The sequence below is a fragment of the Cupriavidus ulmosensis genome (assembly GCF_977008105.1).
Window position 1 is genome coordinate 4,061,799 of sequence record NZ_CDRMWP010000001.1, and the last position, 24,950, is coordinate 4,086,748.

A 24,950-nucleotide genomic window follows, 5' to 3' on the forward strand; every position below is an offset into this window, starting at 1 on the left:
GTTCTCAAGCATGACTGACTGGATCTCCCTGGCGGCCGGCCAGTCCTACCCGTCCGGCACCCTGTACGTGGTGGCCACGCCGATCGGCAACCTGGCCGATCTCTCGCTGCGGGCCCTGCACGTGCTCGGCCTGGCCGACGCCATCGCCTGCGAGGACACCCGCAACACCGGCCAGCTGCTCACGCGCGTGGGCCTGCACCGGCCGCTGCTGGCCGTGCACGAGCACAACGAGCGCGAGGCGGCGCAGCGCATCAACGCGCGCCTGGCCGCGGGCGAGCGCATCGCCTACGTCTCGGACGCCGGCACGCCCGGCATCTCCGACCCCGGCGCGCGGCTGGTCGAGGCGGCGCGCGCGGCCGGCCACAAGGTGGTGCCGCTGCCGGGCCCGAGCGCGGCGGTGGCGGCGCTGTCGGTGGCCGGCGAGCTGCTGGACAGCGGCGGCGGGCGCTTCACCTTTGCCGGCTTCCTGCCGCCCAAGGCGCGCGCGCGCGCCGAGGCCATCGCCGCGCTGGCCACGCTCGACCACGCCTGGGTGGTCTACGAGGCGCCGCACCGCATCGCCGACACGCTGGCCGCGCTGGCCGCCGCGCTGCCGGCCGGACGGCGCCTGCTGGTCGGCCGCGAGCTGACCAAGCTGTTCGAGGAAATCCCGGTGATGCCGGTGGGCGACGCGCCGGCCTGGCTGGCCGCCGACCCGTCGCGCGCCAAGGGCGAGTTCGTGCTGGTGGTGGAAGGCGCGGCGCCGGCCGCGCCGGACGCCGGCCTGCCCGACGCGCGCGCGCAGCAGGTGCTGGCACTGCTGCTGGCCGAGCTGCCGGCCAAGCGCGCGGCCAAGCTGGCCGCCGCCATCACCGGCGCGCCGACCGACGCGCTGTACCGGCTGGCGCTGGCGCAGCGCGCCGGGGACGACGGCGAGGACAGGGAAGACTAGCGGCGGACCGCCGCGGGCGCCGGCCGGAGCAGGAATCGGGATACCGGCCGCCGCGCGGGCGGCGAGGCTGACAGCGCGGGCGTGCCGGGTCCACATCACGCCGCCGGCGCCGTCAGCGCTGCTTGCGCCGCACGGCCGGCTTGCGCGCCTTGCGGGCCGCGCGCGGCGGCGGATCGGCGACGAGCGCGTCGGCAAGGTCGCCGCCACCGGCGTCGCCGCCATCGCCGCTGTCGTCGTCCGGCCCGGTGGTCTGCGGGCCCAGCGCGGCGACCTCGCTGCGCGACAGGCGGCGGATCTCGACCTGGGTCGAGCCGTGGCTGGTGAAGCCGAGGCGCCGGGCCGCGCCGTATGACACATCGAGCACGCGGTTGCTGTGGTATGGGCCGCGGTCGTTGATGCGCACCACTGCCACCTTGCCGTTGCGCAGGTTGCGCACCAGCACCCAGCTATCGAGCGGCAGCGACGGATGGGCGGCGGTCATGGCGCGCATGTCGAAGCGCTCGCCGTTGGCGGTGCGGCGGCCGTGAAAGCCCTTGCCGTACCAGGAGGCCATGCCGCGCTGCTCGAACGAGCCGAGGTCGGGACGCAGGCCTTCGAACGAGCCCGGGCCGGTATCGGCCAGGCCTTCGTTGTTGCCCCAGCGGAACAGGCCCCAGCCGTTTGCGGCGTCCTTGCCGGCCTCCTTCTGGACCGGCTCCTGCGCGCCCGGCTTCGCGCCGGCGGGCTTGACGGCCTTGGCCGGTTTGGCCGGTTTGGGGGTGGTGGCGACCGGCGCGCTCTCCTGCTCGTCGCCCGCCGGAGGCAGGGCGCAGGCGGCAAGCGCCAGCGCGCATGTGGCGTGCACGCACAGACGGGCGATCCGCCCGGGGCGGGAAAGATAGGGGGGGAACCGAAACATCGCGCGAGTCTAGCATCAGGCAGTTGGGCGTATGGTCTTGATTTTGTTACGAATTGTCTGTAACAAAGCTGAAAAACGGCGAAAACGCCGGCTACCGGCGCGTACCCGTGGCCGCGTGGCGCCGGCGCCAGCCCAGGCCTGGCAAGGCTTTGCGGTGTGACGCGGGCACGGCTTCGCGCGTGCCCGGCGCCGGCGCGCCGCGCATCCGGCCGCGCGCCAGACGCTACAATGCACGGCACCGCGCGTGCCGGCGGCGAAGGCCGGCAACGGAAATTGGCAACGAAGCCGGCAACGAATGTCGGCCACCGGGGCACGCGCCCGCAGAACCCACATTCCACGTCCCTCCCCGCCCGCCCATGCAAGTCCTCCTGATTCCCGTGACGCCCTTCCAGCAGAACTGCGCGCTGCTGATCGACGAGACCACCGGCCGGGCCGCGGTGACGGATCCCGGCGGCGACCTCGAGCGCATCCACGCGGCGGTCAAGGAGCGCGGCGTGACGCTGGAGAAGATCTTCCTCACCCACGGCCACCTCGACCACTGCGCGGGCGCGGCGGCGCTGGCGCGCGAGCTGGGCATCCCGATCGAGGGGCCGCACGAGGACGAGCGCTTCTGGATCGACCAGTTGCCGGAGCAGACCACCCGCTTCGGCTTCGGCCATGCCGAGGCGTTCGAGCCGCAGCGCTGGCTCGATACCGGCGACACCGTGCAGTTCGGCAGCGAGACGCTGGAGGTCTACCACTGCCCGGGCCACACGCCGGGCCACGTGGTGTTCTTCTCGCGCGCGCACCGGCTGGCCATCGTCGGCGACGTGCTGTTCGCCGGCTCGATCGGCCGCACCGACTTCCCGCGCGGCAACCATGCCGACCTGATCCGCTCGATCCGCACGCACCTGTGGCCGCTGGGCGAGGACGTCACCTTCGTGCCGGGCCACGGCCCGGTCTCGACCTTCGGCGACGAGCGCAGGAACAATCCCTACGTGGCCGACCACCTGATCGACGTGGGCTGAGCGCCGCCACGCCCCGCTCCCCGCTCCCCGCGCCCCGCCCCCCGTTCTCCCAGTCATGGCAAAGAAACAGGCACCCGACACCCGCCCCGAGATCTACGTGAGCACCGACGTGGAGGCCGACGGCCCGATCCCCGGGCCGCACTCCATGCTGTCGTTCGCCTCGGCGGCGATGCTGGCCGACAAGACCGTGCTCGGCACGTTCTCGGCCAACCTGGAGACGCTGCCGGGCGCCGCCGGCCACCCGGCGCAGATGCAGTGGTGGCTGACCCAGCCCGAGGCCTGGGCGGCCTGCCGCCGCGACCTGGAGCCGCCGGCGCAGGCCATGACGCGCTACGTGGAGTGGGTGGAAAGCCTGCCCGGCAAACCGGTCTTCGTGGCCTTTCCGGCCGGCTTCGATTTCACCTGGATGTTCTGGTACATGATGCGCTTCGCCGGCCGCTCGCCGTTCGGCTGGGCCGCGCTCGACATCAAGACGCTGGGCTTCGCCATGACCGGCCTGCCCTACCGCAAGACGGTCAAGCCGGCGCTGCCGGACGCCTGGAAGGACCCGCTGCCGCATACCCACGTGGCGCTGGACGACGCGCTGGAGCAGGGCGCGCTGTTCTGCAACATGCTGGCCGAGCTGCGCGCGCGCGAGGCGGCGGCGGCAACAGCGGCGGCGGCATCGACACCCGCGGAAGCGGCCCCGGGCGACACGGCGGCCTGAAGCGCCCGCCGGCGCGCGCCACATCGCCACATCGCCGCCGCGGGCCATGTCACGCGAAGCTCGCATCTTGCGCCGCGCGGCCTATAGTTAAGTCGTATATGGCCCGAACCCGCGAGTTCAGGGCTGCCGCGCCGCCAAGCCATATACGCATGCCGTCATGCACGCCATCGTGCACGCCCTGCGCGGCTTCCGGCATGCCCGGCCGGCGCGCGCCATGCCCAGGAGGTGTCGCCCATGCGTTTCCATCCCGACCTGCACCTCAGGCAGATGGCCGGCCGGCTGCACTGGCCGCACTGGCCGCATTCATCGCACTCGCCGCGCGCGCCGCATCCCCCGCGGGAAACGAGCGGAGCCCGCGAGGCAACCCGCGAGACATCCGCGCCGCGCGACACGCGCGGCGACGCCCACTGGCATTCCCTGCAGGAAGACGCCGAGGTCGCCAAGGCCACGCTCTACGTCAGCGCCGTGACGCTGGTGATCCTGCTGGTGGTGCTGGCGGCAATCGCTTTCGGTCAGGAGGCCATGCACTGGCTGGGTGTTCAATAGACGACCCGCCTGAAGCAGCCGCGTCTGTCTGACCGGGCCGGCCCCCGCCACGCGGGGGCCGGTTTTGTTTGGGGCCGCGCCAGGCTCAGGCCAGCAGCGGCGCCACGTTCTCGGGCGGGCGCGCGATCACGGCGCGGCGGTTGCGCACCACCACCGGACGCTGCAGCAGGATCGGATTGTCGGCCACCGCGCCCAGCACCTCGGCATCGGTCAGGCCGGGATCGTCGAGGCCCAGCTCCTTGTAGGGCGCCTCGTTGGCGCGCACCATCTCGCGCACCGGCACGCCCAGCATGGTGTGAAGCTGCTTGAGGGTGGACAGCGTGGGCGGCGTCTTCAGGTATTCCACGATGTCGACCGGCTCGCCCAGCCGCGCCGCGGCGGTCTCCACCAGCGCCAGCGCTTCGCGCGACTTCGAGCAGCGGGGATTGTGATAGATGGTGATCATGGCGGTCCTCCTCGTCCGGACGCGCCCGCAGGCGCGCAAATCCGCACTATACAAGCGCGCCGGCGCCGGCGCAGCCGCTTCTGGCCACTTCTGGCCGCCGCGGGCGGCTTCAGGCGGCGTCAGGCCGCGCCCTCCGGCGCCGGCGCGAGCGCGCGCAGGGCCGCCACGGTGGCGCGCAGGCCGGCGCGCAGCGGCTTGTCGTGGCGCAGCACCAGCGCCAGCGTGCGTGCCAGCGGCGGTGCCAGCGGCCGCACCGCGATGCGCGCGCGCGGCTGGCCCGGCGGCAACGCCATGCCCGGCAGCACCGAATAGCCGAGCCCGGCGCCGACCAGCTCCTTGATGGCTTCCACGCTGTCGAGCTCCATCACCGGGCGCGCGCCGACGCCGGCGCGCAGGAACCACTCGTCCACCAGCCGGCGCGTGTTGCCGCCGGGCGAGAACAGCACCAGCGGCAGGCCGGCGAGGTCGGCCGGCGCCACCGTGGCCGGCAGCGGCGCGCCGTCGGCCGGGCCGATGGCGACGAAGGCGTCCGGCAGCACCGGCGTGATGTCCAGCATGCGGCCCGCCGCCGGCAGCGTGACGAAGGCGAGGTCGAGCGCGTTGTCTTCCACCGCCTTGAGCGCTTCGCCGGTGTTGAGCGTGCTGACCACGATCTCCAGCGCCGGCATGGCGCGGCGCAGTTCGCGCAGCGCCGCCGGCAGCAGGTAGATGCAGGCGGTGGCGCCGGTGCCCAGCCGCACCCGCCCGACCGCGCCGCCGGCGTGGCGCGCCATGCTGTCGTCGGCCGCGGCCAGCGCGCCGGCCACGCCGCGCGCGTGGGCCAGCAGGTCTTCTCCCGCAGCGGTAGGTACGGCATGGCGGCCCACGCGCTCCAGCAGGCGCAGGCCGTAGCGCTGCTCGAGCTGGCGCACCTGGAGGCTGACCGCCGGCTGGCTCAGGCCGAGGCGCTGCGCCGCCGCCGAGAAGCTGCCGAGCTCGCAGACCAGCGCGAAGGCTTGCAGGAAGTCGGGATTGAGCTGGCGCATGGCAAAGAAATGCTTATGCCGGGCATAAGTTGGCGAAGCTTCCTTTATAGCATCGTGGCGGGGTAAGGTAGCGCCATCGTCGATATGACAACCTCAACGCCGCCCGGCCCCGCCGGGTTCCGACTCCGCCCCGCAGACCAGCCCGCACCATGAAGACCCCGCTCGCCACGCTCTCCGCCGCCTCCGCCACCCCGCTGGCCGTGGCCAACGCCACCGCCGCCGTGCAGGGCAGCGCCGGCCTCGCCGTGCGCGACGCCGGCGCCGCCGACATCCCCGCCATCCAGGCCATCTACGCGCACCACGTGCGCCACGGCCGCGCCTCGTTCGAGGAGGTGGAACCCGGCGTGGACGACATGCGCCTGCGCCACGCGGAGGTCAGGCGCCAGGGCCTGCCCTACCTGGTGGCCGAGCGCGGCGGCGAGGTGCTCGGCTACGCCTACGCTTCTGCCTACCGCACGCGCAGCGCCTACCGCTTCGCCATCGAGGATTCGGTCTATATCGACGACCGCCACCGCGGCCAGGGCCTCGGCCTGGCGCTGCTGGCGGCGCTGGTGTCGCGCTGCGAGAACGGCCCGTGGCGGCAGATGATCGCGGTGGTGGCGTGCACCGCCAGTGGCGAGGGCGCCGGCTCGCTGGCGCTGCACGAGCGCGTGGGCTTTCGCACCATCGGCCGGCTGCAGTCGGTGGGCTTCAAGCACGGCCAGTGGATCGACACCGTGCTGATGCAGCGCGCGCTCGGCGACGGCGACGAGCGCCTGCCCGGCGCGCCGGCGGCGTGATGGCAGAGTGAACGCCGCTCAGCAGCCGCGCAGCGCCTGAACCACGCTTGGCTTGCCCGGGAACCAGTGCCCGAGCGCGCAGCCGAGCCCGACGGCCAGCATGCACGCGACCCGCGCCGGGGAGTGCCGGCCGCCGCCCTCAGGCGGCCGCGCGCGGCTGCGCCGGCGCCGGCGGCGAGAAGCGCAGGCTCACGGCGATGCGGTTCCACGCGTTGATGTTGGCGATGGCCGCAGTGAGATGGGCCAGCTCGGCGGGCTGGAACTGCGTACTCACCGCTGCGTAGACGGCGTCGGAGGCGCTGTCGTGGCCCAGCAGCGTCAGCGCCTCGGTCCACGCCAGCGCGGCCTGCTCGCGCTCGGTGTAGATGCCGGCGTCGCGCCAGGCGGCGAGCAGGTCCAGCTTGCGCGCGTCCACGCCGGCGGCGCGCGCCAGGTTGAGGTGGAACTGCAGGCAGAACGCGCAGCCGTTGATCTGCGAGGCGCGCAGCTTGAGCAGTTCGGTCAGCGGCTTTTCCAGTCCGGCGTCGTCGACGGCCTTGGTCAGCGCGCGCAGCGCGGCGGCCACGCCGGGCGCGATGCCGGTGAAATCGGTGAACTCCATGCGGGAATGGTTCGGCATGCTGGCTTGCTCCTTTGCGGTCCGGTGGCCGGGATGGCGGTCGGCTATATCAGGGTTCGAACATAATATAAGAGCACTGATACGAAGAGCAAGCGGCAGACGCCGCGGAGACATCGCTCCGGGCTGGAACTATATGCGGGAGAATTTGATGCTGCGATTTTATTGATGCCGATCATTCGTCCGGAGAATGATCCGCGTCATGCAGCAGGGAAAGGAAACCCGGCGGGAATGCCCGGGTCCCGGGCCGGCGCCATGCGGGCCCCGGCGCGCCGGCCCGGAACGTGGGCAACCTTGCGGACCACCTCGCCGGCAGCGGGCGGCGCGCCGTGGCGCCACCCGCTGCGCGCCTGAAACGATTTCAGCCCAGCAGGTCCGACAGCGCCAGCGCCACCACCTTGGTGGCGCGGTTCAGGTCGTTCAGGCGCAGGTTCTCGTCCGAGTTGTGGCCGCGCGCTTCCATCAGCGTGCGCGGGCCGGCGCCGTACAGCACGGTCGGGATGCCGCGCGCGGTGTAGTGGCGCGCGTCGGTGTAGAGCGGCACGCCGTGCACGGGGATCTCCACGCCGAACACTTCCTCGGCGCGGCACTTGAGCGCGCCGATCAGCTTTTCCACGCCGGGCAGTTCCGACAGCGGCTCGGCCAGGATGATGCGCTCGACCTTGACCTCGATGCCCGGGCGCCCGGCCGCGGCCTTCTCCACCACGGCGCGGATCTCGCCCTCGGCGTCGAAGCCGATTTCCTCGGGGATCATGCGGCGGTCGACGCGGAACGTCACCAGGTCCGGCACCACGTTGGTGTTGATGCCGCCTTTGATCAGGCCGACGTTGAGCGTGGCGGTGTCGATGCCCGGCGTCTTCGACTTGCGCGTGGCCAGCTCGGCGCGCAGGCCGTAGATGGCCTGCAGGATGTGGGTGGCGGCCTCGATCGCGTCCACGCCGGTGTGCGGCATGGCGGCATGGCCCTGCTTGCCCTTGACCGTGACTTCCACGTGCAGGCAGCCGTTGTGGGCCGAGGTGATGCCGTAGGAGAAGCCCGCCGAGATGGCGTAGTCGGGCTTGCTCAGGCCCTGGTCGAGCAGGAACTTCGGGCCGATGTCGCCGCCGGTTTCCTCGTCGTAGGTGAACTGCAGCTCGACCGTGCCGTTGAGCTGCGCGCCCTGCTGCTCGGCCGCCATCAGCGCCAGCAGGGCGTAAGTGTAGGTGGCGAAGTCGGACTTGGACACCGCCACGCCGCGGCCGTACATGACCGGGCCGTGCTCGCTGTCGCCGGTCTCGGCGCCGTAGGGGTCCCGGGTCCAGCCCAGGCCCGGCGGCACCACGTCGCCGTGCGCGTTCAGGGCGACGGTGGGGCCGCCGCTGCCGAAGCGCTTGCGCACCACCAGGTTGGTGGCGCTGATCATGCCGGCGGCCTTGACCAGCGCGTCGGGTACCTTGTGCGCCTCGACCTGGAAGCCCAGTCCCTTGAGCAGCGCCGCGGCGCGCCGGCCGTGCGCGTCGCAGTCGCCGGGCGGGTTGTCGGACGGCACCTTGACCAGTTCGGCCAGGAAGGCTTCCTGCGCGGGGCGCTGCGCGTCGATGTAGCCGGTCAGGGTGGTCTGCAGCGGGTTCACGTTGTCTCGTGCGGTCATGTCTGGTCTCTGATCTTTGCGTGTCTGGGAAATGCGGGGGAATGCGGCGTGCCTTATCGCTGCGGCGCGAAGTGCTCGACGAAGTCGCTGAACACCGCCGCCGCGCTGGCCGCGTCGGCGGCGGTCATGGTTTCGGTGGGATGGTGGCTGATGCCGCCGTTGCCGCAGCGCACGAACAGCATCGCCACGTCGGCGATGGCGGAGATCGCCATCGCGTCGTGGCCGGCGCCGGACGGCAGGTGGCGCACCGGCAGGCCCTGGCGCGCGATGGCATCGGCCCACTGCGCCTGCAGCCACGGCGCGCACGGCACGCTCGCGGCCTCGTGCGTCTTGCGGATCTGCGCGCGCACGTTGCGGCGCGCGCACACGCGCTCGATCTCGGCCAGCACGTCGTCCACCGCAGCCCGGCGCACCGCGTCCTCGCCGGCGCGGATGTCGATCGAGAACACCGCGCGGCCCGGCACCACGTTGGTGGCGCCGTTGGGCACGTCGAACTGGCCCACCGTGCCGACCAGCCCGGGCAGGCCGCCGCAGCGGCGCTCGATGAACAGGCCGATCTCGGCGCCGGCCATCGCCGCGTCGCGGCGCATGTCCATCGGCACCGTGCCGGCGTGGCCGGCGAGGCCTTCCAGCTCGACGATGAAACGGGTGGCGCCCGAGATCGCCGTCACCACGCCCAGCGGCAGCCCTTCGTTGAGCAGCACCGGACCCTGCTCGATATGCACTTCCACGAAGGCCAGCACCTGCGCGCGCGGATGCGCGGCGGCGGGCAGGCCGGCCGGGTCGAAGCCGGCCTCGCGCATCGCCTCGCGCATGGTCTTGCCGGCCTCGTCCACGTTGTCGAGCACGTTGGCGTCGAAGGTGCCGGCGATGGCGCGGCTGCCCAGCAGCGTGGCCTTGAAGCGCACGCCCTCTTCCTCGGCGAAGCCCACCACCTCGATGGCGAACGGGAAGCGCCTGCCCTGCCGGTGCCACCCGGCCACGCAGGCGATCGGCAGGATCACGCCAAGGTTGCCGTCGTAGCGGCCGGCGTCGCGCACGGTGTCGAAGTGCGAGCCGGTGAGCAGCGCCGGCGCGCCGGGCGTGGCGCCCTCGTAGCGGCCGATCACGTTGCCGGCGGCGTCGCGCCGCACCGTCATACCGGCCTCGCGCATCCACGCGGCCAGCTGCGCCGCGGCGCCGTGGTGGGCGCCGGTCAGGTAGGTGCGGGTGAGCAGGCCGGGCTGCTCGGTGTGGACGGCGAGGTCGTCGGCCCAGGCCATGATGCGCGCGCCGGTCTCGGCGCTGCCGGGGGCGGGCGTGAGGGTTGCTGCCATGCGTGTCTCCTGCTGGAAGTGCGCGAATGCGGTGTGGCGCCGCCACATGCAAGCCCCGCGCCAGCGCCGCCGGGGGGGCTGGCCGGGCCGGTCCCGCCGGCGCCGCGGCTCTCGCGGCGAGAGCGCTATTCTGTGCGATGCATGGTAGCACAGTGAATTCAAAAATTGCATACAAAAATGATATGCACTATATTGACCGGCACGTTCCGACAATGCACCGCCGACAATCCCGTCCGGACAACGCATTGCGCGGGTTCCGCTCCAACAGGAGGGCCTCCCGCGCGCGCCGCCGCCCGCACCCGGCGCGGCGCACGGCACGCCAGGCCGGCGTCGCGCGCCGGCATTCCTGCTGCTTTCGACAGGTCGCGCCAGCCTTCGCATGGACGCGCCGCATGGAGACAACGATGCACCCAGCAGTCCAGCCAGGGCAGGCTTCCGGCCGCCCGCAGTCCGCTCCGCAATCCCCGCTCGCGCGCTTCGCGCGCTCGCTGTTCGGCCAGGTCCTGATCGCCCTGCTGCTGGGCACGCTGCTCGGCCTGTTCTTCCCCGAGTTCGCCGCGCAGCTCAAGCCGCTCGGCGACGCCTTCATCAAGCTGATCAAGATGCTGATCGGCCCGATCGTGTTCTGCGTGGTGGTGGCCGGCATCTGCGGCGCGGGCGAACTGAAGAAAGTGGGCCGCGTCGGCATCAAGGCGGTGTTCTATTTCGAGGTGGTCACCACCATCGCGCTGGCGCTGGGCATCGCGCTGGCCTACCTGTTCCATCCCGGCACCGGCATGAACGTCAACCCGGCCTCGCTCGACGCCTCGGCGATGACGGCCTACGTCGACAGCGCCGGTAAGATCAAGAGCGCGGGCACGGCGGATTTCCTGCTCAAGCTGATCCCCAACACGGTGATGGGCGCGTTCGCCAGCGGCGACGTGCTGCAGGTGCTGCTGGTGTCGATCCTGTTCGGCTGCGCGCTGTCGCTGGTGGGCGAGCGCGGCCGCCCGCTGGTGGGCATCATCGACACGTTCTCGCACACGCTGTTCAAGATGATGGGCTTCATCATCAAGCTCGCGCCGCTGGGCGTGCTCGGCGCGGTGGCGTTCACGGTCGGCAAGTACGGCATCGGCTCGCTCAAGCAGCTCGGCTACCTGGTGGTGGTGTTCTACGGCGCGGTGGCGCTGTTCGTGCTGGTGGTGCTGGGCACGGTGATGCGCCTGTGCGGCTTCTCGGTGCTCAAGCTGATCCGCTACCTGCGCGCCGAGCTGGTGGTGGTGCTGGGCACCGCGTCGTCGGACAGCGTGCTGCCGCAGGTGATGAAGAAGCTCGAATTCCTGGGCATCAAGAAGTCGGTGGTGGGGCTGGTGATCCCGACCGGCTACTCGTTCAACCTCGACGCGTTCTCGATCTACCTGACGCTGGCCGCGGTGTTCATCGCCCAGGCCACCAACACGCCGCTGGCGCTGGGCGACCTGCTCGGCATCCTGGCGGTGGCGCTGGTCACGTCCAAGGGCGCGCACGGCATTCCCGGCTCGGCCATCGTGATCCTGGCGGCCACGCTGTCGGCGCACCCGGCGATTCCCGCCATCGGCCTGGTGCTGGTGCTGTCGGTGGACTGGTTCATCGGCATCGCGCGCGCGGTCGGCAACCTGATCGGCAACTGCGTGGCGACCGTGGTGGTGGCCGCCTGGGAGAAGGACATCGACCGCGTGCGCGCGCACGACGTGCTCGACGGCCGCATCGATGCGGCCGAGCTCGACGCCGGCCTCGCTCCGGCCCCGCACGAAGCGGACCAGGCCACCCCCGGGACGGCCCCGCTGCCCGGCGCGGCCGCGGGGCGCTAGAATCTCGGCATTCCTGATCACGAGAGGCCGCCCCGGCGCGCCACCATGCCCGAGCACATCGACCCTGCCATGACCTCCGAAGCGATCGCCGACGACATCGTCGCGGCCATCGTTTCGCACCGGCTGCCGCCCGGCACCAAGCTGCGCGAGGAGGCGCTGGCCAGCGTCTACCGCGTCAGCCGCACCAAGGTACGCGCCGCGCTGCTGATGCTGTCCAAGGACAAGGTCATCCAGATCGTGCCGGACAAGGGCGCCTTCGTGGCCAAGCCCAGCGCGGAGGAAGCGCGCGAGGTCTTCGCGGTGCGCCGCATCCTGGAGGCGGCGCTGGCGCGCGAGTTCGTGGCGCGCGCGGGCGCGGCCGACTACAAGCGCATTGACCGCCATCTGGCCGCCGAGAAAAAGGCGCTGGCCGGCAGCGACGCGCAGCTGCGCACGCGCCTGCTGGGCGACTTCCACATCCTGCTGGCCGAGGTGGTCGGCAACGGCGTGCTGACCGGCATGCTGCAGGAGCTGTCGATGCGCAGCGCCGTGATCACCATGCTTTACCAGTCGCGCCGCGATGCCGCCTGCTCGTCCGACGAGCACCGCGAGTTCATCGAGGCCGCGCGCGCCGGCGACGCCGAGCGCGCGGTGACGCTGATGGTGGCGCATCTGAACCACGTCGAGGCGGCCCTGCATTTCGAGGAGCTGCCCGCCGCGCGCGGCAAGGACCTGGTCACGGCGCTGCTGGCCTGAGCGGCGCGCCGGCCTTTTGACCGAGGTCAATGCGCGCGGGGCCGGACTGCCCCAATATTCAAATCGTCATGAAGCTGCGGGGGCGCGCTTCATGACACTGGGCGGTCCCCCTGTGGACCCCCGCCCGCACGCCGGCCTGGGTGCGGGCTTTTTCGTTTACGCGGCCGGTTTTGCGCGGCGCGTCCCGTCCCGCCCCCTGTCCCGCTCCCTGCCCTGCTCTCCATTCTTTCCCCAGGTTTACCCCTGCCCGCTTGTTGCGCGCCATGCGCCCCCCTGTTGCCTGAGATGCGCGTGATCGAATCGCGGCATCGGAGTAGCATGTCGGAGGCCCGGACCAGGCGCCGGCCGGCCCCGCCCGGCACCACAGAAAAAAGCAGAAGACAGGAGACCGACATGACCCGTTCAGCCTCGCCCGCCGCGCACCGCCGCGGCTGAAGCGGCCGCCCGCCCATCCGGCGCCGGGCCTCACCCGATTTCCACCCGTCCGACCCGCGACGGCGGCCGCAAGCCCGGCGCCGCCCCGGCCGGCGCGCGGCATCCGCCCGCCGTGCCCGGCAGGCCGGCCCGACCCGTTTCTCTTCGTTCCAACCGACAAGGATGCCAGCATGACCTCTCCCGTGCTCTACCACGCCGCCGAAGGCGTCGCCACCATCACCCTGAATCGCCCCGACGTGCTCAACGCGCTCAACGCCGAACTGTTGGCCGAGCTGCGCGCCGCGGTGGAGCGCGCCGCGCAGGACGACGCCGTGCGCGCGCTGGTGCTCACCGGCAATGGCCGCGGCTTCTGCGCCGGCGCCGACCTGGCCGGGCGCCAGGGCGAGATGAAGGATTCCGGCACGCTGCTGCGCGAGCGCTACCACCCGATCATCCTGGCGCTGCGCAGCATGCCCAAGCCCGTCGTCACCTCGGTCAACGGCGTGGCCGCCGGCGCCGGCATGAGCCTGGCGCTGGCCGGCGACGTGGTGCTGGCCGGCCGCTCGGCCTCGTTCCTGCAGGCGTTCTCCAAGATCGGCCTGGTGCCCGACGCCGGCAGCACCTACTTCCTGCCGCGCTACGCCGGCGAGATGCGCGCCCGCGCGCTGGCCATCCTGGCCGAGAAGATCGACGCCGAGGAAGCGCACCGCATCGGCCTGGTGTGGAAGGTCCACGCGGACGACGCGCTGGCCGCCGAAACCGCCAGGCTCGCCGCGCACCTCGCGCAGATGCCCACGTTCGCCTACGGCCTCATCAAGGAAGCGCTCAACGCCAGCTTCGGCAGCAACCTGCCCGACCAGCTCGAGCGCGAAGCCTCGCTGCAGACGCGCGCGTCGGGCAGCCAGGACTTCAAGGAGGGCGTGGCGGCGTTCCTGGAAAAGCGCAAGCCGCAGTTCAAGGGGCGTTGAGCCGCCGCGCTCGGACATCGCCGGCCAGGATCGAGCCACCGACGGTTTTCTCCCCTCTCCCGCGCGCGGGAGAGGGGAGAAAACAAGCTGCCAGCATGAGCCACTACGCCGTAGCCACGGCCATTGGCATGAGCCGCCCGGCTTCCTGGCGGCGCACAGACACGCACAGGCCACAAACCAGACACGGAGACCGACAACGATGACCGAACCCGCACACGGCGCGCAGCGCATCGTCCTCACCATCGACCGCGGCGTGGCCGAGGTCCGGCTCAACCGCCCCGACAAGATGAACGCGCTCGACCCCGCCATGTTCGACGCGCTGATCGAGACCGGCCAGCGCCTCATGAACGAGCCGGACCTGCGCGCGGTGGTGCTGTCCGGCGAAGGCCGCGCGTTCTGCGCGGGGCTCGACATGCAGAGCATGGCCGGCATTGCCGATGGCGCCGGCGGCGGCATCGCCGCGGGCCGGCTGGCCGCGCGCACGCACGGCATCTCCAACCGGCCGCAGTACGCCTGCATGGTGTGGCGCGAGCTGCCGGTGCCGGTGATCGCCGCGGTGCACGGCGTGGCCTTCGGCGGCGGGCTGCAGGTGGCGCTCGGCGCCGACCTGCGCTACGTCGGCGCGGACACGCGCATGTCGGTGATGGAGATCAAGTGGGGACTGGTGCCGGACATGGCCGGCATGCTGCTGATGCGCGGCCTGGTGCGCCCGGACCGGCTGCGCGAGCTGGTCTACAGCGGCCGCATCGTCGGCGCCGAGGAAGCCTGCGCGCTCGGCCTGGCCACTGCGCTGGTGGACGACCCGCGCGCCGCCGCGCTGGCCGCCGCGCGCGAGATCGCCGGCCGCAGCCCCGACGCCATCCGCGCGGCCAAGCGGCTGCTGCGCGCCGGCGAGGACGGCGAGGGCCACGACGGCGCCGCCATCCTGCGGGCGGAATCGGTCGAGCAGGACCGCCTGATCGGCACCGCCAACCAGCGCGAGGCGGTGCTCGCCAACCTGGAAAAACGCGCGCCGGTGTTCAAGCCGGCCGCCTAGCGCTCACGCGCGCCGGCCGCGCCGCCGGCGCCACAGCACCGCGTAGACCGCCGCGTTGAGCACCAGCACCAGCGCGCCCAGCACGAACTGCGCGTGGCGCGTGAGGCCGTCCGGATAGATCAGCGGCATGACGTAGTGCTGCACGAAATCGCCGCCGTAGGCCTGCTGCCCGGCGCGCTCGCGCAGCGCATTCTCCAGCGGCGTGAGCGGGCAGATCCAGCCGCTCCACTCCACCGCCACGCCCCATGCCGCCGCCGGCAGGTGCAGCCACGCCAGCCGCGGCCAGCGCAGCACCAGCACGCCGCCGAACGTCACGAACAGGATGAAGGCCAGATGCGCCAGCACCACCGCGTCGGCCAGCCACGCCGCCATCATGGCGCGTGCCGTCCGGTCCAGTAGCCCGGCGCCGCGAAGGCGGCCTTGAGGTGCTCGATGAAGAAACGGATCTTGGCCGGCACCGGGCGCTGCTGCGGGTACACCGCGAGGATGTCGTAGTCCGGCAGCGCGTAGTCGTCCAGCACCGTGATCAGCTCGCCGCTCTCCAGCTGCGGCAGGATCTCCCAGGTGGAGCGCCAGCCCAGCCCCAGGCCCTCGCCGGTCCAGCGGTGCAGCAGCTCGCCGTCGTTGCAGTCCAGGTTGCCGTTCACGCGCACCGTCACCGTCCTGCCGTCCTGCTGGAAATACCAGCCGCGCTGCTGGCCGCCCTGCAGGTTGAACGCCAGGCAGTTGTGCTGCGCGAGGTCGTCCAGCGTGTGCGGCACGCCGTGGCGCGCGAAGTAGGCCGGCGTGCCGCACACCACGCGCTTGTTGGTGGCCAGCCTGATGGCGACGAAGTTCGGGTCGATGGCGCCGCCGATGCGGATGCCCACGTCATATCCCTCGCGCACCAGATCCACCACGCGGTCGGTCAGGTTGAAGGAAATCTGCACCTCCGGGTTGGCCGCCAGGAACGCCGGCGCATGCGGCGCCACGTGCTTGCGCCCGAACGCCGCCGGCGCCGACACGATCAGGTGGCCGGTGGCCTTGTGCTTGCCCTCGGCGATCAGCATCTCGGCGCGGTCCAGGTCCGCCAGCGCCTTCTTGCACTGCTCCATGAACGCCGCGCCCTGCTCCGTCACCACGATGCGGCGCGTCGAGCGGTGCAGCAGCTTCACGCCGATGCGCGCCTCCAGCGCATTGATGCGCCGCCCGATCATCACCGGCGTCACGCCCTGCGTGAGCGCCGCCGCGGCCATGCTGCCGTGTTCCACCACGGCGATGAACGCCTCGATCTGTTTGAGTTTGTCCATGCTCGTCCGTCTCCTGCCCGCCATTGTGGCGCATTTGGCGCAGGCGGCGCGCGCAGGGGTCAGCGCGGCTTGGAGCGGAACGGCTTGATGACGTATTTTTCGCCGTGCGCGGCGCAGTCGTCGGCGATCGCGTGCCACCATGCGTGCGTCTCCAGATAAGTGCTGCCGTTGATGTCGTCCCGCGTCGCCACCGTGTCTTTGCCCAGGCGCAGGTTGCGGCGTGCCATCGTCAATTGCTTCTCGCGCGTGTCCTTGTAGATACTGCCGTTCCACAGGATGTTGGTCTTCTGCTCGCGCCAGTTGACCCAGACCTGAAGTACGCCATCGGGCCATTCGTAACCGACGACGCAGAAGTGGTTGGTCACGCGGTTCTTCCCTTCGACAGCGACGCGGTTGCGGATCGCGCGCTCGGGATTGAGGAAATAGGGATTTCTCGAAACCACGAAACGGCTCGCGGGAGTCTCTCCAAATGCGTCGGGCAGTGCCCTGGCCAGGCTCGGCCCGACGGGAAACGCGGCGAGCAGGAGAAGCGCGCTACCGAGATAGCGTCGCAGAGAATGTGCCATGAGTCTTATCTCTGTTGATACCGGTTGGCGCTTGGTAACGAAGCGCGTCTAGCGGTGCCGGATCGAGAACGGCTTGATGACGTATTTTTCGCCGTGCGCGGCGCAGTCGTCAGCGATGGAATGCCATCTCGCGTGCGTGACCAGATAGGTGCTGCCGTTGATGTCGTCCACCGTTTCCACGGTGTCCCGGCCGAGCTTGAGGTTTCGGCGCGCGGTGGTCAGTCCTGCCTCGCGCATGTCCCGGTATTCGCTTCCGTCCCAGAGGATGTTGGTCTTCTCCTCTTTCCAGTTCACCCACACCTGAAGATTGCCATCGGGCCATTCGTAACCGACGACGCAAAAATGATTGGTGACGCGGTTTTTCTTGTCGAACGCGACGCGTTGACGCATCGCTCGCTCGGGACGGAGAAAATATGGGCTCTTAGACACGACGAAACGCCCCTTGGGAGGACTGCCGAATGTCGCCGGAAGATCGTCGGCGGCATTCGACAGTGCAGGCGCGGCGAAGCACAAGGCAAGCAGGATGCAGAGAGTCGGCGAGACGGAAGAACGAAGTGTCATGTCATTGCCCTCTCAATAGCGGATCGCGTCGGAATGCCTCGCTCAGGGTGTAGAAATCATTCCCGCCTTCCGTGATGAATTTCACGAAATGCTTTCCCGGGGAGTCTTCGCCTGCCGTCCGCCACGCGTACAGTCCGGTAGGGCATGGATCTGTGCCGGGATTGCTGCCTCTGGCAACGGCGATCGCGTTCGTCATGAACTCGCGCATGGCAGCATGGCGCGAGTCCGTGGCGTCGTTTGCAATCTTCACAAAATCCCGAAGATTCTTTTCCTGAATGCCGCGCAGCGCGGGATATTGCTCAAACCCCTCCACCTGCTTCGGCGCCACGATCAGCGCCGCCAGCGTGCCCGCGTTGCCAGCGCCGAAGAACCTGGGCCCGAACTTGAGCCGGTTGAGCAGCACATGCCGCATCCATTGCATCGACAGCAACGTGCGCGACTGGGAAACGAAGCCCGGCTGGCCGGGGCCTTTGGCCTCGGCCAGCAGCAGGCGCGCCAGCATGCCGGTTTCGTCGCCGGCGGGCGGCAGGGCCAGCGCCGGTTCGAGCTGGATCTCGACGCCCTGCGTGGCGTGATCCGGCGCCCCGCCCTGCGTATGCGCGGTCAATGTCGCGCGCGTTGCGATGCGGACGTCGCCGATGTCGAGCTTGAGCTTTTGCTCGACGTTGCTGTCGCGCGCCGACACCACCGACACGCGCGCCGCCGGCGACGAGCTGGCGATGCGCAGGTGCTTGCGGTCGGGTCCGAGTCCCGACACCTTGAACCACAGGGTATTGCCGCCGATCAGGGTCATCCGGGCGGGCAGGCTGCTGCCGTCCATCCTGAGAAAACGTGCCATTCATTCTCCGGAAGTGCCGTGAAGTCGACACCGCGGATCAGGCTAGCGCGCACCGCGCGCCCGCTTGCTCAGGCCTTTCCCAACGCTGCTGCGGATATTTCCGTAATGCGCGCCATCTTGCGCGCCATCTTGCGCGTCGTCTCGCCTCTTATCGCTTCTGCTCGCGTGCCGGCAACGGCGAAGGCGAGTCCGGCGGCTGCATGGCGCGCAGCTCCGGTTACGACTTCAACGATCAGGGGCCGCTGCCGGATGCGGTTGGCGCGGACCTATCTGGTGGCCTGATCGTCGACCTGCCCGGTGGCCTGATCGATGGCCGGTCCGTCGACGTGATCGATGGCCTGGCTGGCGGCCTGATCCGGCGACGCCAGGCCTTCCTCCTGGCGGTCCAGACTGTCCAGACCGTCCACGCTGTCCGGCGGCACCGGCGCCGGCGACGGCACGGCGGTCCGGACCGCTGCAACGGGTACGCCGCGCGCCGTCGCGGCCCCCGCCGGCACCGCGGCGCGGCCGAGCTGCGCGCTGATCTCCGCGGCTTCCGCCAGCACGTAGGCCAGCCGCCGCAGCGGCCGCGCCACCTGCAACTGCAGGAACACCACCAGCGCGGCGCCGGCCACGAAGGCCACGCCGTACAGCGACAGCAGCGGCACCAGGCTCGCGCCCTTGCGCGGCAGCTCCAGCAGGCCGGTGACGAGCATCAGCGCCAGCGGGCTTACCGCCACCAGCAGCGCCGCGATCTTCGCCATGCCTTCCCACATGCGCAGATGCAGCTCGACGCGGCGGCCGCGCGCGCGCAGCGCCTGCGCCGGGATGCGCGCGAGCGCGCGCAGCAGCGCGCTTTCCGCGTCGTCGGGGCGGTCGATCTGCTCGGCCAGCGGCCCGAGCGGGTCGCGCAGCCGGCGCGCCAGCGCGGGCGCGTGGCTGAGCAGCACGCCGCCGAGCCCGGCCACGCTGCCGGCCAGCAGGCAGTAGAGCAGGCGCAGCAGCCACGGCGCGGGTGCCTGGTGCCGCGCGCGGGCGTAGAGCACCGCGCCGGCCACCAGCAGCGCCGCCAGCGAGCAGCCCCAGAACAGGCCGAACAGGCCGCGCTGCAGCCGCGCCGGATCGAGGCCGGCGTGGCGCGGGGCGGGAGTGTCGGACGGGGATGAAGGCTTGCGCTTGAGCGAGTCGAGCAGCTCGCGGGTGGTGGGGAGCCTGGTCAGCATGGCAATTCGGTTTGCGGTGAGTCATTTCCGCGCGCGGCGCCGGTGGCGCGCGCGCGTGCGCACATTGTCGCCATTTGGCGCGCGCGCAGGGATGCGCGGTGGCGCGGCGCGGGGCTTTTCCCGCAAATTCGGACGTATCGTTGCCGTCACACAACGTGCGGTAATCCCCCGTTGCGCGGCAGCGCAAATCACGTCCCGCGGCGCGATTCCATACTCGGAGTATCGAATCAACTGATCCCGCTTCCCTTTATCCCGCCCCGCCCGCGGGCATAGCATGGCCTCCAACAGTGAATCACCGCCATTCCCAGCATCCCGGCATTGCCCGGAACACATTGCAGGCACATTGGAGACAGACATGCCCAAGATGAGAGCAGTCGACGCGGCCATCGCCGTACTGGAAAAAGAAGGCATCACCACCGCGTTCGGCGTGCCCGGCGCCGCCATCAATCCGTTCTACTCGGCCATGCGCCGCGCCGGCACCATCGACCACTTCCTGGCGCGCCACGTCGAGGGCGCCTCGCACATGGCGGAAGGCTACACGCGCGCCGAGGCCGGCAACATCGGCGTGTGCATCGGCACCTCGGGCCCGGCCGGCACCGACATGATCACCGGCCTGTACTCGGCGTGGGCGGACTCGATTCCCATCCTGTGCATCACCGGCCAGGCGCCGCGCGCGCGGCTCTACAAGGAAGACTTCCAGGCGGTGGACATCGAGTCGATCGCCAAGCCCGTGACCAAGTGGGCCGTGACCGTGCGCGAGCCGGCGCTGGTGCCGCAGGTGTTCCAGCAGGCCTTCCACCTGATGCGCTCGGGCCGCCCGGGGCCGGTGCTGATCGACCTGCCGTTCGACGTGCAGGTCGCCGAGATCGAGTTCGACCCGGCCACCTACCAGCCGCTGCAGCCGTACAAGCCGAGCGCCTCGCGCGCGCAGATCGAAAAGGCCATCGCCATGCTCAACGCGGCCGAGCGCCCGTTGATCGTGTGCGGCGGCGGCGTCATCAACGCCGACGCGGCCGATTTGCTGGTCGACTTCGCCGAGCTGGTCAACGTGCCGGTGGTGCCGACGCTGATGGGCTGGGGCGTGCTGGCCGACGACCATCCGCTGCAGGCCGGCATGGTGGGCCTGCAGACCTCGCACCGCTACGGCAACGCGACCCTGCTGGCGTCGGACTTCGTGCTCGGCATCGGCAACCGCTGGGCCAACCGCCACACCGGCAGCGTCGACGTCTACACCAAGGGCCGCAAGTTCGTGCACGTGGACATCGAGCCGACGCAGATCGGCCGCGTGTTCGGCCCGGACCTGGGCATCGTGTCCGACGCGAAGGCCGCGCTGGCACTGTTCGTCGAGATCGCGCGCGAGATGAAGATGGCCGGCCGCCTGCCGTGCCGCAAGCGCTGGGTGGCGGACGTGCAGAAGCGCCGCCGCACCATGCTGCGCAAGAGCGATTTCGACAACGTGCCGGTCAAGCCGCAGCGCGTGTACCGCGAGATGAACCGGTATTTCCCGCGCGACGTGCGCTACGTCTCCACCATCGGCCTGTCGCAGATCGCCGCGGCGCAGTTCCTCTCGGTCAACCAGCCGCGCCACTGGATCAACTGCGGCCAGGCCGGCCCGCTGGGCTGGACCATTCCCGCCGCCATCGGCGTCAAGGTGGCCGCGCCGGAATCCGACGTGGTGGCCATCTCGGGCGACTACGACTTCCAGTTCATGATCGAGGAACTGGCCGTGGCCGCGCAGTTCAAGGTGCCCTACATCCACCTCGTGGTGAACAACTCCTACCTCGGCCTGATCCGCCAGGCGCAGCGCAATTTCGACATGGACTACTGCGTGCAGCTCGCGTTCGACAACGTCAACGCGCCCGAGCTCGACGGCTACGGCGTGGACCACGTGAAGGTGGTCGAAGGGCTGGGCTGCAAGGCGCTGCGCGTGTTCAGGCCGGAAGACATCGCGCCGGCCTTCGCGCGGGCGCGCGAGCTGATGGCCGAGTTCTCCGTGCCGGTGGTGGTGGAAGTCATCCTCGAGCGCGTGACCAATATCGCGATGGGCACCGAGATCGACAACATCAACGAGTTCGAGCCGGTCGAAGACATCGAGGAAGCCGTCCTCGGCGAAGAGGCCGAGACGGCCTGACCCGCAACGCAAGTACACGGCGCGCGCTTGCGGGCGCGCGCGGATGCCATTTTTCCGGAGAGAAGACATGCCAAGACTGGCCGCCAACCTGACCATGCTGTTTACCGAAACGGGCTTCCTCGACCGCTTCGAAGCCGCCGCGCGCGCGGGCTTCCGCGGCGTGGAGTTCCTGTTTCCCTACGCCTTCCACGCCGACCAGATCGCGGACCGGCTCAACCGCTTCCAGCTCGACCTCGTGCTGCACAACCTGCCGGCCGGCAAGTGGGACGCGGGCGAGCGCGGCATTGCCTGCCACCCCGACCGCGTCGGCGAGTTCCAGGACGGCGTGGGCGAGGCGCTCCGGTACGCCAGGGTGCTGGGCGTGCGCCAGCTGAATTGCCTGGTCGGCATCCAGCCGCAGAACGTCAGGCAGGAACAGGCGCAGGAAACGCTGGTGGAAAACCTGCGCTTCGCCGCGCAGGCGCTCGCGGCCGAGCAGATCGACCTGCTGGTCGAGCCGATCAACACCTTCGACATTCCCGGCTTCTTCCTGTCGGGCACGCGCCAGGCGCTGGACCTGATCGCGCAGGTCAACGCGCCCAACCTCTACGTGCAGTACGACATCTATCACATGCAGCGCATGGAGGGCGAGATCGCCGCCACGCTCAAGGCCAACCTGCCGAAGATCAGGCACGTGCAGCTGGCCGACAACCCGGGCCGCAACGAGCCGGGCACCGGCGAGCTGAACTACCGCTTCCTGTTCCAGTGGCTCGACCAGATCGGCTACGACGGCTGGGTCGGCTGCGAGTACAAGCCGAAGACGACCACGGTCGACGGGCTGGGGTGGCGCGCGGAGCTTGGCGTGCAGTAAAGACCGCCGCTTGTTTGCTCCCCTCTCCCGCGAGCGGGAGAGGGGCCGGGGGAGAGGGCTGGCGCCTGCGAATGCCGCCGTGCGGGAAACAACCGCTGGCCCCGCTTGATGTGGCTCCTGGTCAAACCGCCCCTCTCCCCGGCCCTCTCCCCGTGAGGGGAGAGGGCGAACACCTTGCTTGGGCTGGCTCTGGCGGCTTGGGCCCACTCAAAAAAAACCGCTGGCTTCATTTCATTTTTTCGCTCCAAGGAGACAACACATGGCAAACCAACGCAACGTCGGCTTCATCGGCCTGGGCATCATGGGCGCGCCGATGGCGGGCCACCTGCGCGCGGCCGGGCACACGCTGTTCGTGCATGACGTCAATCCCGCGCCGCAGGCGCTCGTCGAGGCCGGCGTCACGGTCTGCACCAGCGCCGAGGAAGTGGCCAAGCGCGCCGACATCATCGTCATCATGGTGCCGGACACCCCGCACGTCGAAGCGGTGCTGTTCGCCGACAAGGGCGTGGCCGCCGCGCTCAAGGCCGCGGGCAAGGAAGCCGCGCACGGCAAGATCGTGGTGGACATGAGCTCGATCTCGCCGATCGCCACCAAGGACTTCGCCGCGCGCATCAACAAGCTGGGCGCGGCCTACCTGGACGCGCCGGTGTCGGGCGGCGAAGTGGGCGCCAAGGCGGCCTCGCTGACCATCATGGTGGGCGGCCCGCAGGAAGCGTTCGACGAGGTGCGCCCGCTGTTCGAGCTGATGGGCAAGAACATCACGCTGGTGGGCGGCAACGGCGACGGCCAGACCACCAAGGTGGCCAACCAGATCATCGTGGCGCTGAACATCCAGGCGGTGTCGGAGGCGCTGCTGTTCGCGTCGAAGGCCGGCGCCGATCCGGCGCGCGTGCGCCAGGCGCTGATGGGCGGCTTCGCCAGCTCGCGCATCCTGGAAGTGCATGGCGAGCGCATGGTCAAGCGCACCTTCGAGCCGGGCTTCCGCATCGAGCTGCACCAGAAGGACCTGAACCTCGCGCTGCAGGGCGCCAGGACGCTCGGCGTGGCGCTGCCCAACACCGCCACCGCGCAGGAGCTGTTCAACACCTGCGCGGCCAACGGGCTGGGCAAGCAGGATCACTCGGCGCTGTGCCGCGCGATCGAGATCATGTCGAACCACGAGATCGCCAAGGGCGGCAAGTAAGCACGCCAGCGCGGCCTGCCGCGCCGGCAGGCCAGTACCGCTCCCCGGCGGCGCCGGGGAGACCGCATTTCCGGACCCATCCATGTACGCCACCGATTCCTACTCCGCCCTGCCGGCGCCGCGCCCGGCCGGCCTCGGCGATCCCCGCGCGCTGCTGCGCGACCTGTTCGACACGGCCGTGGCGTCCGTCAGCGCCAGCCACTGCCTGCCGCCGCGGCTGCCGGCGCCGCCCAGGGGGCGCACCGTGGTGATCGGCGCGGGCAAGGCCGCCGCCGCGATGGCGCAGGCGGTGGAGCGGCACTGGCAGGGCGAGCTGTCCGGGCTGGTGGTCACGCGCTACGGCCACGGCGCGCCGTGCAGCAGGATCGAGGTCGTCGAAGCCGCGCACCCGGTGCCCGACGAAGCCGGCCAGCAGGCGGCCCGGCGCATGGTCGAACTGGTCGGCGGCCTGGGCGCCGACGACCTCGTGCTGTGCCTGATCTCGGGCGGCGGCTCGGCGCTGCTGGCCGCGCCCGCGCCCGGCATCACGCTGGCCGACAAGCAGGCGGTGAACCGCGCGCTGCTCAGGAGCGGCGCCGACATCGGCGAGATCAACTGCGTGCGCAAGCACCTGTCGGCGCTCAAGGGCGGCCGGCTGGCGCTGCACTGCGCGCCGGCGCGCGTGGAGACGCTGCTGATCTCCGACATCCCCGGCGACGACCCCACGCTGATCGCCAGCGGCCCGACCCTGCCCGACGCCACCACCTGCGCCGACGCGCTGGCGGTGATCGCCAGGTACGGCATCGACCTGCCGGCCCGCGTGCGCGCGCACCTGGAAAGCGGCGCCGGCGAGACCCCCAAGCCCGGCGACACCCGCTTCGCCGGCCACCGCGCCGTCACGCTGGCCACCGCGCAGCAGGCGCTGGAAGCGGCCGCGGCGCGCGCGCGCGCGCTTGGCGTGGAGGCCCACATCCTGTCCGACAGCGTCGAGGGCGAGGCGCGCGAGGTGGCGCTGGTGCACGCGGCGATCGCCCGGCAGATCGCGCAGCACGGCCAGCCGTTGCGCAAACCGTGCGTGCTGCTGTCCGGCGGCGAGACCACCGTGACCGTGCGCGGCCGCGGCCGCGGCGGGCGCAATGCCGAATTCCTGCTGGCGCTGGCGGCGGCGCTCGACGGCCAGCCCGGCGTGCACGCGATCGCCTGCGACACCGACGGCATCGACGGCTCCGAGGACAACGCCGGCGCGCTGCTGTCGCCAGACACGCTGGCGCGCGCCGGGGCGCGCGGCCTGTCGGCGCTCGCGCACCTGGCCGACAACGACGGCTACGGTTTCTTCGACGGCCTCGGCGACCTGATCGTGACCGGCCCGACCCGCACCAACGTGAACGATTTCCGCGCGATCCTGATCGTGTAGGCAACGCGCATGAACCCAGGCGCGCCCGCCGCGGCGCGCCGCCCGAGAATGGAAGA

Annotated in this window: 25 protein-coding genes; 13 read left to right on the forward strand and 12 right to left on the reverse strand. The window is 70.8% G+C overall.

Translation table 11 applies throughout. The features are described from left to right. The first annotated feature begins 10 nt into the window (after window positions 1–10). Complete coding sequence (rsmI, locus tag ACWTPI_RS18795; RefSeq protein ID WP_059410859.1) at window positions 11–931, forward strand: 16S rRNA (cytidine(1402)-2'-O)-methyltransferase; 921 nt, start codon at window positions 11–13, stop codon at window positions 929–931. 112 nt (window positions 932–1,043) lie between these two features. Here rsmI and ACWTPI_RS18800 read toward each other — a convergent pair whose 3' ends face one another. Continuing rightward, window positions 1,044–1,829 (reverse strand): septal ring lytic transglycosylase RlpA family protein, encoded by a 786-nt coding sequence (locus tag ACWTPI_RS18800; protein WP_454732318.1) that lies wholly within the window; start codon window positions 1,827–1,829, stop codon window positions 1,044–1,046. Window positions 1,830–2,185: 356 nt separating this feature from the next. Between ACWTPI_RS18800 and ACWTPI_RS18805 the strand changes: the two genes are divergently transcribed. The 3 genes from ACWTPI_RS18805 to ACWTPI_RS18815 all read left to right on the forward strand — a co-directional run bounded on the left by ACWTPI_RS18805 (window position 2,186) and on the right by ACWTPI_RS18815 (window position 4,088). Beyond that, window positions 2,186–2,836 (forward strand): MBL fold metallo-hydrolase, encoded by a 651-nt coding sequence (locus ACWTPI_RS18805; RefSeq protein ID WP_059410861.1) that lies wholly within the window; start codon window positions 2,186–2,188, stop codon window positions 2,834–2,836. A gap of 55 nt (window positions 2,837–2,891) precedes the next feature. Then, entirely contained in the window at window positions 2,892–3,542 is a 651-nt protein-coding gene (locus tag ACWTPI_RS18810; RefSeq protein WP_454732319.1) for an exonuclease, read from the forward strand. Between the two features lie 234 nt (window positions 3,543–3,776). After that, window positions 3,777–4,088 carry a hypothetical protein gene (locus tag ACWTPI_RS18815; RefSeq protein WP_454732320.1) on the forward strand — a complete coding sequence of 104 codons (312 nt, stop codon included), beginning with the start codon at window positions 3,777–3,779 and terminating at the stop codon, window positions 4,086–4,088. An 85-nt stretch (window positions 4,089–4,173) separates the two neighbouring features. Here the strand turns inward: ACWTPI_RS18815 and arsC are convergent, their stop codons facing one another. Then, window positions 4,174–4,533 carry an arsenate reductase (glutaredoxin) gene (gene arsC, locus ACWTPI_RS18820; RefSeq protein WP_020200363.1) on the reverse strand — a complete coding sequence of 120 codons (360 nt, stop codon included), beginning with the start codon at window positions 4,531–4,533 and terminating at the stop codon, window positions 4,174–4,176. A 119-nt stretch (window positions 4,534–4,652) separates the two neighbouring features. Then, window positions 4,653–5,558, reverse strand: a complete 906-nt coding sequence (locus ACWTPI_RS18825) for a LysR family transcriptional regulator (protein WP_454732321.1) — start codon at window positions 5,556–5,558, stop codon at window positions 4,653–4,655. Between the two features lie 149 nt (window positions 5,559–5,707). Here ACWTPI_RS18825 and ACWTPI_RS18830 point away from each other — a divergent pair, with 149 nt between their 5' ends. Then, on the forward strand, window positions 5,708–6,337 hold the full coding sequence (locus ACWTPI_RS18830; RefSeq protein WP_020200365.1) for a GNAT family N-acetyltransferase: 630 nt from the start codon (window positions 5,708–5,710) through the stop codon (window positions 6,335–6,337). Window positions 6,338–6,476: 139 nt separating this feature from the next. On the opposite strand, the gene ACWTPI_RS18835 is transcribed toward ACWTPI_RS18830, so the two are convergent. From ACWTPI_RS18835 to ACWTPI_RS18845, 3 genes are all read right to left on the reverse strand, one after another. After that, window positions 6,477–6,956 (reverse strand): carboxymuconolactone decarboxylase family protein, encoded by a 480-nt coding sequence (locus ACWTPI_RS18835; RefSeq protein ID WP_454732322.1) that lies wholly within the window; start codon window positions 6,954–6,956, stop codon window positions 6,477–6,479. Window positions 6,957–7,314: 358 nt separating this feature from the next. Next, entirely contained in the window at window positions 7,315–8,583 is a 1,269-nt protein-coding gene (locus ACWTPI_RS18840) for a M20/M25/M40 family metallo-hydrolase (protein ID WP_454732323.1), read from the reverse strand. A 53-nt stretch (window positions 8,584–8,636) separates the two neighbouring features. After that, window positions 8,637–9,899, reverse strand: a complete 1,263-nt coding sequence (locus ACWTPI_RS18845; RefSeq protein ID WP_454732324.1) for an allantoate amidohydrolase — start codon at window positions 9,897–9,899, stop codon at window positions 8,637–8,639. Between the two features lie 404 nt (window positions 9,900–10,303). Here ACWTPI_RS18845 and ACWTPI_RS18850 point away from each other — a divergent pair, with 404 nt between their 5' ends. From ACWTPI_RS18850 to ACWTPI_RS18865, 4 genes are all read left to right on the forward strand, one after another. Then, window positions 10,304–11,728 carry a C4-dicarboxylate transporter DctA gene (locus tag ACWTPI_RS18850; protein WP_454732325.1) on the forward strand — a complete coding sequence of 475 codons (1,425 nt, stop codon included), beginning with the start codon at window positions 10,304–10,306 and terminating at the stop codon, window positions 11,726–11,728. A 45-nt stretch (window positions 11,729–11,773) separates the two neighbouring features. Further along, window positions 11,774–12,463 carry a GntR family transcriptional regulator gene (locus ACWTPI_RS18855; RefSeq protein WP_020200370.1) on the forward strand — a complete coding sequence of 230 codons (690 nt, stop codon included), beginning with the start codon at window positions 11,774–11,776 and terminating at the stop codon, window positions 12,461–12,463. Window positions 12,464–13,068: 605 nt separating this feature from the next. Next, on the forward strand, window positions 13,069–13,845 hold the full coding sequence (locus ACWTPI_RS18860; protein WP_454732326.1) for an enoyl-CoA hydratase-related protein: 777 nt from the start codon (window positions 13,069–13,071) through the stop codon (window positions 13,843–13,845). Between the two features lie 199 nt (window positions 13,846–14,044). Then, the gene (locus tag ACWTPI_RS18865) at window positions 14,045–14,881 is read left to right on the forward strand and encodes a crotonase/enoyl-CoA hydratase family protein (RefSeq protein WP_454732327.1); all 837 of its coding nucleotides are present in this window, start codon (window positions 14,045–14,047) and stop codon (window positions 14,879–14,881) included. A 3-nt stretch (window positions 14,882–14,884) separates the two neighbouring features. Here the strand turns inward: ACWTPI_RS18865 and ACWTPI_RS18870 are convergent, their stop codons facing one another. The 6 genes from ACWTPI_RS18870 to ACWTPI_RS18895 all read right to left on the reverse strand — a co-directional run bounded on the left by ACWTPI_RS18870 (window position 14,885) and on the right by ACWTPI_RS18895 (window position 19,337). Then, window positions 14,885–15,256: a DUF2784 domain-containing protein gene (locus ACWTPI_RS18870; protein ID WP_454732328.1), complete on the reverse strand. Its 372-nt coding sequence runs from the start codon at window positions 15,254–15,256 to the stop codon at window positions 14,885–14,887. Beyond that, window positions 15,253–16,170 carry a LysR family transcriptional regulator gene (locus tag ACWTPI_RS18875; protein WP_020200374.1) on the reverse strand — a complete coding sequence of 306 codons (918 nt, stop codon included), beginning with the start codon at window positions 16,168–16,170 and terminating at the stop codon, window positions 15,253–15,255. The genes ACWTPI_RS18870 and ACWTPI_RS18875 overlap by 4 nt, the downstream gene beginning before the upstream one ends. Before the next feature lie 59 nt (window positions 16,171–16,229). Further along, a complete protein-coding gene (locus ACWTPI_RS18880) occupies window positions 16,230–16,736 on the reverse strand; it encodes a hypothetical protein (protein WP_454732329.1) in 507 nt (168 codons plus the stop codon). A gap of 48 nt (window positions 16,737–16,784) precedes the next feature. Then, window positions 16,785–17,297 (reverse strand): hypothetical protein, encoded by a 513-nt coding sequence (locus ACWTPI_RS18885; RefSeq protein ID WP_454732330.1) that lies wholly within the window; start codon window positions 17,295–17,297, stop codon window positions 16,785–16,787. A gap of 1 nt (window position 17,298) precedes the next feature. Continuing rightward, the gene (locus ACWTPI_RS18890; protein ID WP_454732331.1) at window positions 17,299–18,135 is read right to left on the reverse strand and encodes a hypothetical protein; all 837 of its coding nucleotides are present in this window, start codon (window positions 18,133–18,135) and stop codon (window positions 17,299–17,301) included. A 266-nt stretch (window positions 18,136–18,401) separates the two neighbouring features. After that, on the reverse strand, window positions 18,402–19,337 hold the full coding sequence (locus ACWTPI_RS18895; RefSeq protein ID WP_454732332.1) for a hypothetical protein: 936 nt from the start codon (window positions 19,335–19,337) through the stop codon (window positions 18,402–18,404). 355 nt (window positions 19,338–19,692) lie between these two features. On the opposite strand from ACWTPI_RS18895, the gene gcl reads away from it, so the two are divergent. The 4 genes from gcl to ACWTPI_RS18915 all read left to right on the forward strand — a co-directional run bounded on the left by gcl (window position 19,693) and on the right by ACWTPI_RS18915 (window position 24,894). Then, entirely contained in the window at window positions 19,693–21,468 is a 1,776-nt protein-coding gene (gcl, locus tag ACWTPI_RS18900) for a glyoxylate carboligase (RefSeq protein ID WP_454732333.1), read from the forward strand. 67 nt (window positions 21,469–21,535) lie between these two features. Continuing rightward, the gene (gene hyi, locus ACWTPI_RS18905; RefSeq protein WP_020200380.1) at window positions 21,536–22,318 is read left to right on the forward strand and encodes a hydroxypyruvate isomerase; all 783 of its coding nucleotides are present in this window, start codon (window positions 21,536–21,538) and stop codon (window positions 22,316–22,318) included. A 259-nt stretch (window positions 22,319–22,577) separates the two neighbouring features. Further along, on the forward strand, window positions 22,578–23,501 hold the full coding sequence (gene glxR, locus ACWTPI_RS18910; protein WP_454732334.1) for a 2-hydroxy-3-oxopropionate reductase: 924 nt from the start codon (window positions 22,578–22,580) through the stop codon (window positions 23,499–23,501). Window positions 23,502–23,583: 82 nt separating this feature from the next. After that, window positions 23,584–24,894, forward strand: coding sequence for a glycerate kinase type-2 family protein (locus ACWTPI_RS18915; RefSeq protein WP_454732335.1), 1,311 nt, complete (start codon window positions 23,584–23,586; stop codon window positions 24,892–24,894). Window positions 24,895–24,950: the final 56 nt, after the last annotated feature.

Bases quoted from the DNA above. Each gene is read 5' to 3' on its own strand.
- rsmI (WP_059410859.1), top strand. From the start codon at position 11: ATGACTGACTGGATCTCCCTGGCGGCCGGCCAGTCCTACCCGTCCGGC.
- ACWTPI_RS18800 (WP_454732318.1), bottom strand. From the start codon at position 1,829: ATGTTTCGGTTCCCCCCCTATCTTTCCCGCCCCGGGCGGATCGCCCGT.
- ACWTPI_RS18805 (WP_059410861.1), top strand. From the start codon at position 2,186: ATGCAAGTCCTCCTGATTCCCGTGACGCCCTTCCAGCAGAACTGCGCG.
- ACWTPI_RS18810 (WP_454732319.1), top strand. From the start codon at position 2,892: ATGGCAAAGAAACAGGCACCCGACACCCGCCCCGAGATCTACGTGAGC.
- ACWTPI_RS18815 (WP_454732320.1), top strand. From the start codon at position 3,777: ATGCGTTTCCATCCCGACCTGCACCTCAGGCAGATGGCCGGCCGGCTG.
- arsC (WP_020200363.1), bottom strand. From the start codon at position 4,533: ATGATCACCATCTATCACAATCCCCGCTGCTCGAAGTCGCGCGAAGCG.
- ACWTPI_RS18825 (WP_454732321.1), bottom strand. From the start codon at position 5,558: ATGCGCCAGCTCAATCCCGACTTCCTGCAAGCCTTCGCGCTGGTCTGC.
- ACWTPI_RS18830 (WP_020200365.1), top strand. From the start codon at position 5,708: ATGAAGACCCCGCTCGCCACGCTCTCCGCCGCCTCCGCCACCCCGCTG.
- ACWTPI_RS18835 (WP_454732322.1), bottom strand. From the start codon at position 6,956: ATGCCGAACCATTCCCGCATGGAGTTCACCGATTTCACCGGCATCGCG.
- ACWTPI_RS18840 (WP_454732323.1), bottom strand. From the start codon at position 8,583: ATGACCGCACGAGACAACGTGAACCCGCTGCAGACCACCCTGACCGGC.
- ACWTPI_RS18845 (WP_454732324.1), bottom strand. From the start codon at position 9,899: ATGGCAGCAACCCTCACGCCCGCCCCCGGCAGCGCCGAGACCGGCGCG.
- ACWTPI_RS18850 (WP_454732325.1), top strand. From the start codon at position 10,304: ATGCACCCAGCAGTCCAGCCAGGGCAGGCTTCCGGCCGCCCGCAGTCC.
- ACWTPI_RS18855 (WP_020200370.1), top strand. From the start codon at position 11,774: ATGCCCGAGCACATCGACCCTGCCATGACCTCCGAAGCGATCGCCGAC.
- ACWTPI_RS18860 (WP_454732326.1), top strand. From the start codon at position 13,069: ATGACCTCTCCCGTGCTCTACCACGCCGCCGAAGGCGTCGCCACCATC.
- ACWTPI_RS18865 (WP_454732327.1), top strand. From the start codon at position 14,045: ATGACCGAACCCGCACACGGCGCGCAGCGCATCGTCCTCACCATCGAC.
- ACWTPI_RS18870 (WP_454732328.1), bottom strand. From the start codon at position 15,256: ATGATGGCGGCGTGGCTGGCCGACGCGGTGGTGCTGGCGCATCTGGCC.
- ACWTPI_RS18875 (WP_020200374.1), bottom strand. From the start codon at position 16,170: ATGGACAAACTCAAACAGATCGAGGCGTTCATCGCCGTGGTGGAACAC.
- ACWTPI_RS18880 (WP_454732329.1), bottom strand. From the start codon at position 16,736: ATGGCACATTCTCTGCGACGCTATCTCGGTAGCGCGCTTCTCCTGCTC.
- ACWTPI_RS18885 (WP_454732330.1), bottom strand. From the start codon at position 17,297: ATGACACTTCGTTCTTCCGTCTCGCCGACTCTCTGCATCCTGCTTGCC.
- ACWTPI_RS18890 (WP_454732331.1), bottom strand. From the start codon at position 18,135: ATGGCACGTTTTCTCAGGATGGACGGCAGCAGCCTGCCCGCCCGGATG.
- ACWTPI_RS18895 (WP_454732332.1), bottom strand. From the start codon at position 19,337: ATGCTGACCAGGCTCCCCACCACCCGCGAGCTGCTCGACTCGCTCAAG.
- gcl (WP_454732333.1), top strand. From the start codon at position 19,693: ATGCCCAAGATGAGAGCAGTCGACGCGGCCATCGCCGTACTGGAAAAA.
- hyi (WP_020200380.1), top strand. From the start codon at position 21,536: ATGCCAAGACTGGCCGCCAACCTGACCATGCTGTTTACCGAAACGGGC.
- glxR (WP_454732334.1), top strand. From the start codon at position 22,578: ATGGCAAACCAACGCAACGTCGGCTTCATCGGCCTGGGCATCATGGGC.
- ACWTPI_RS18915 (WP_454732335.1), top strand. From the start codon at position 23,584: ATGTACGCCACCGATTCCTACTCCGCCCTGCCGGCGCCGCGCCCGGCC.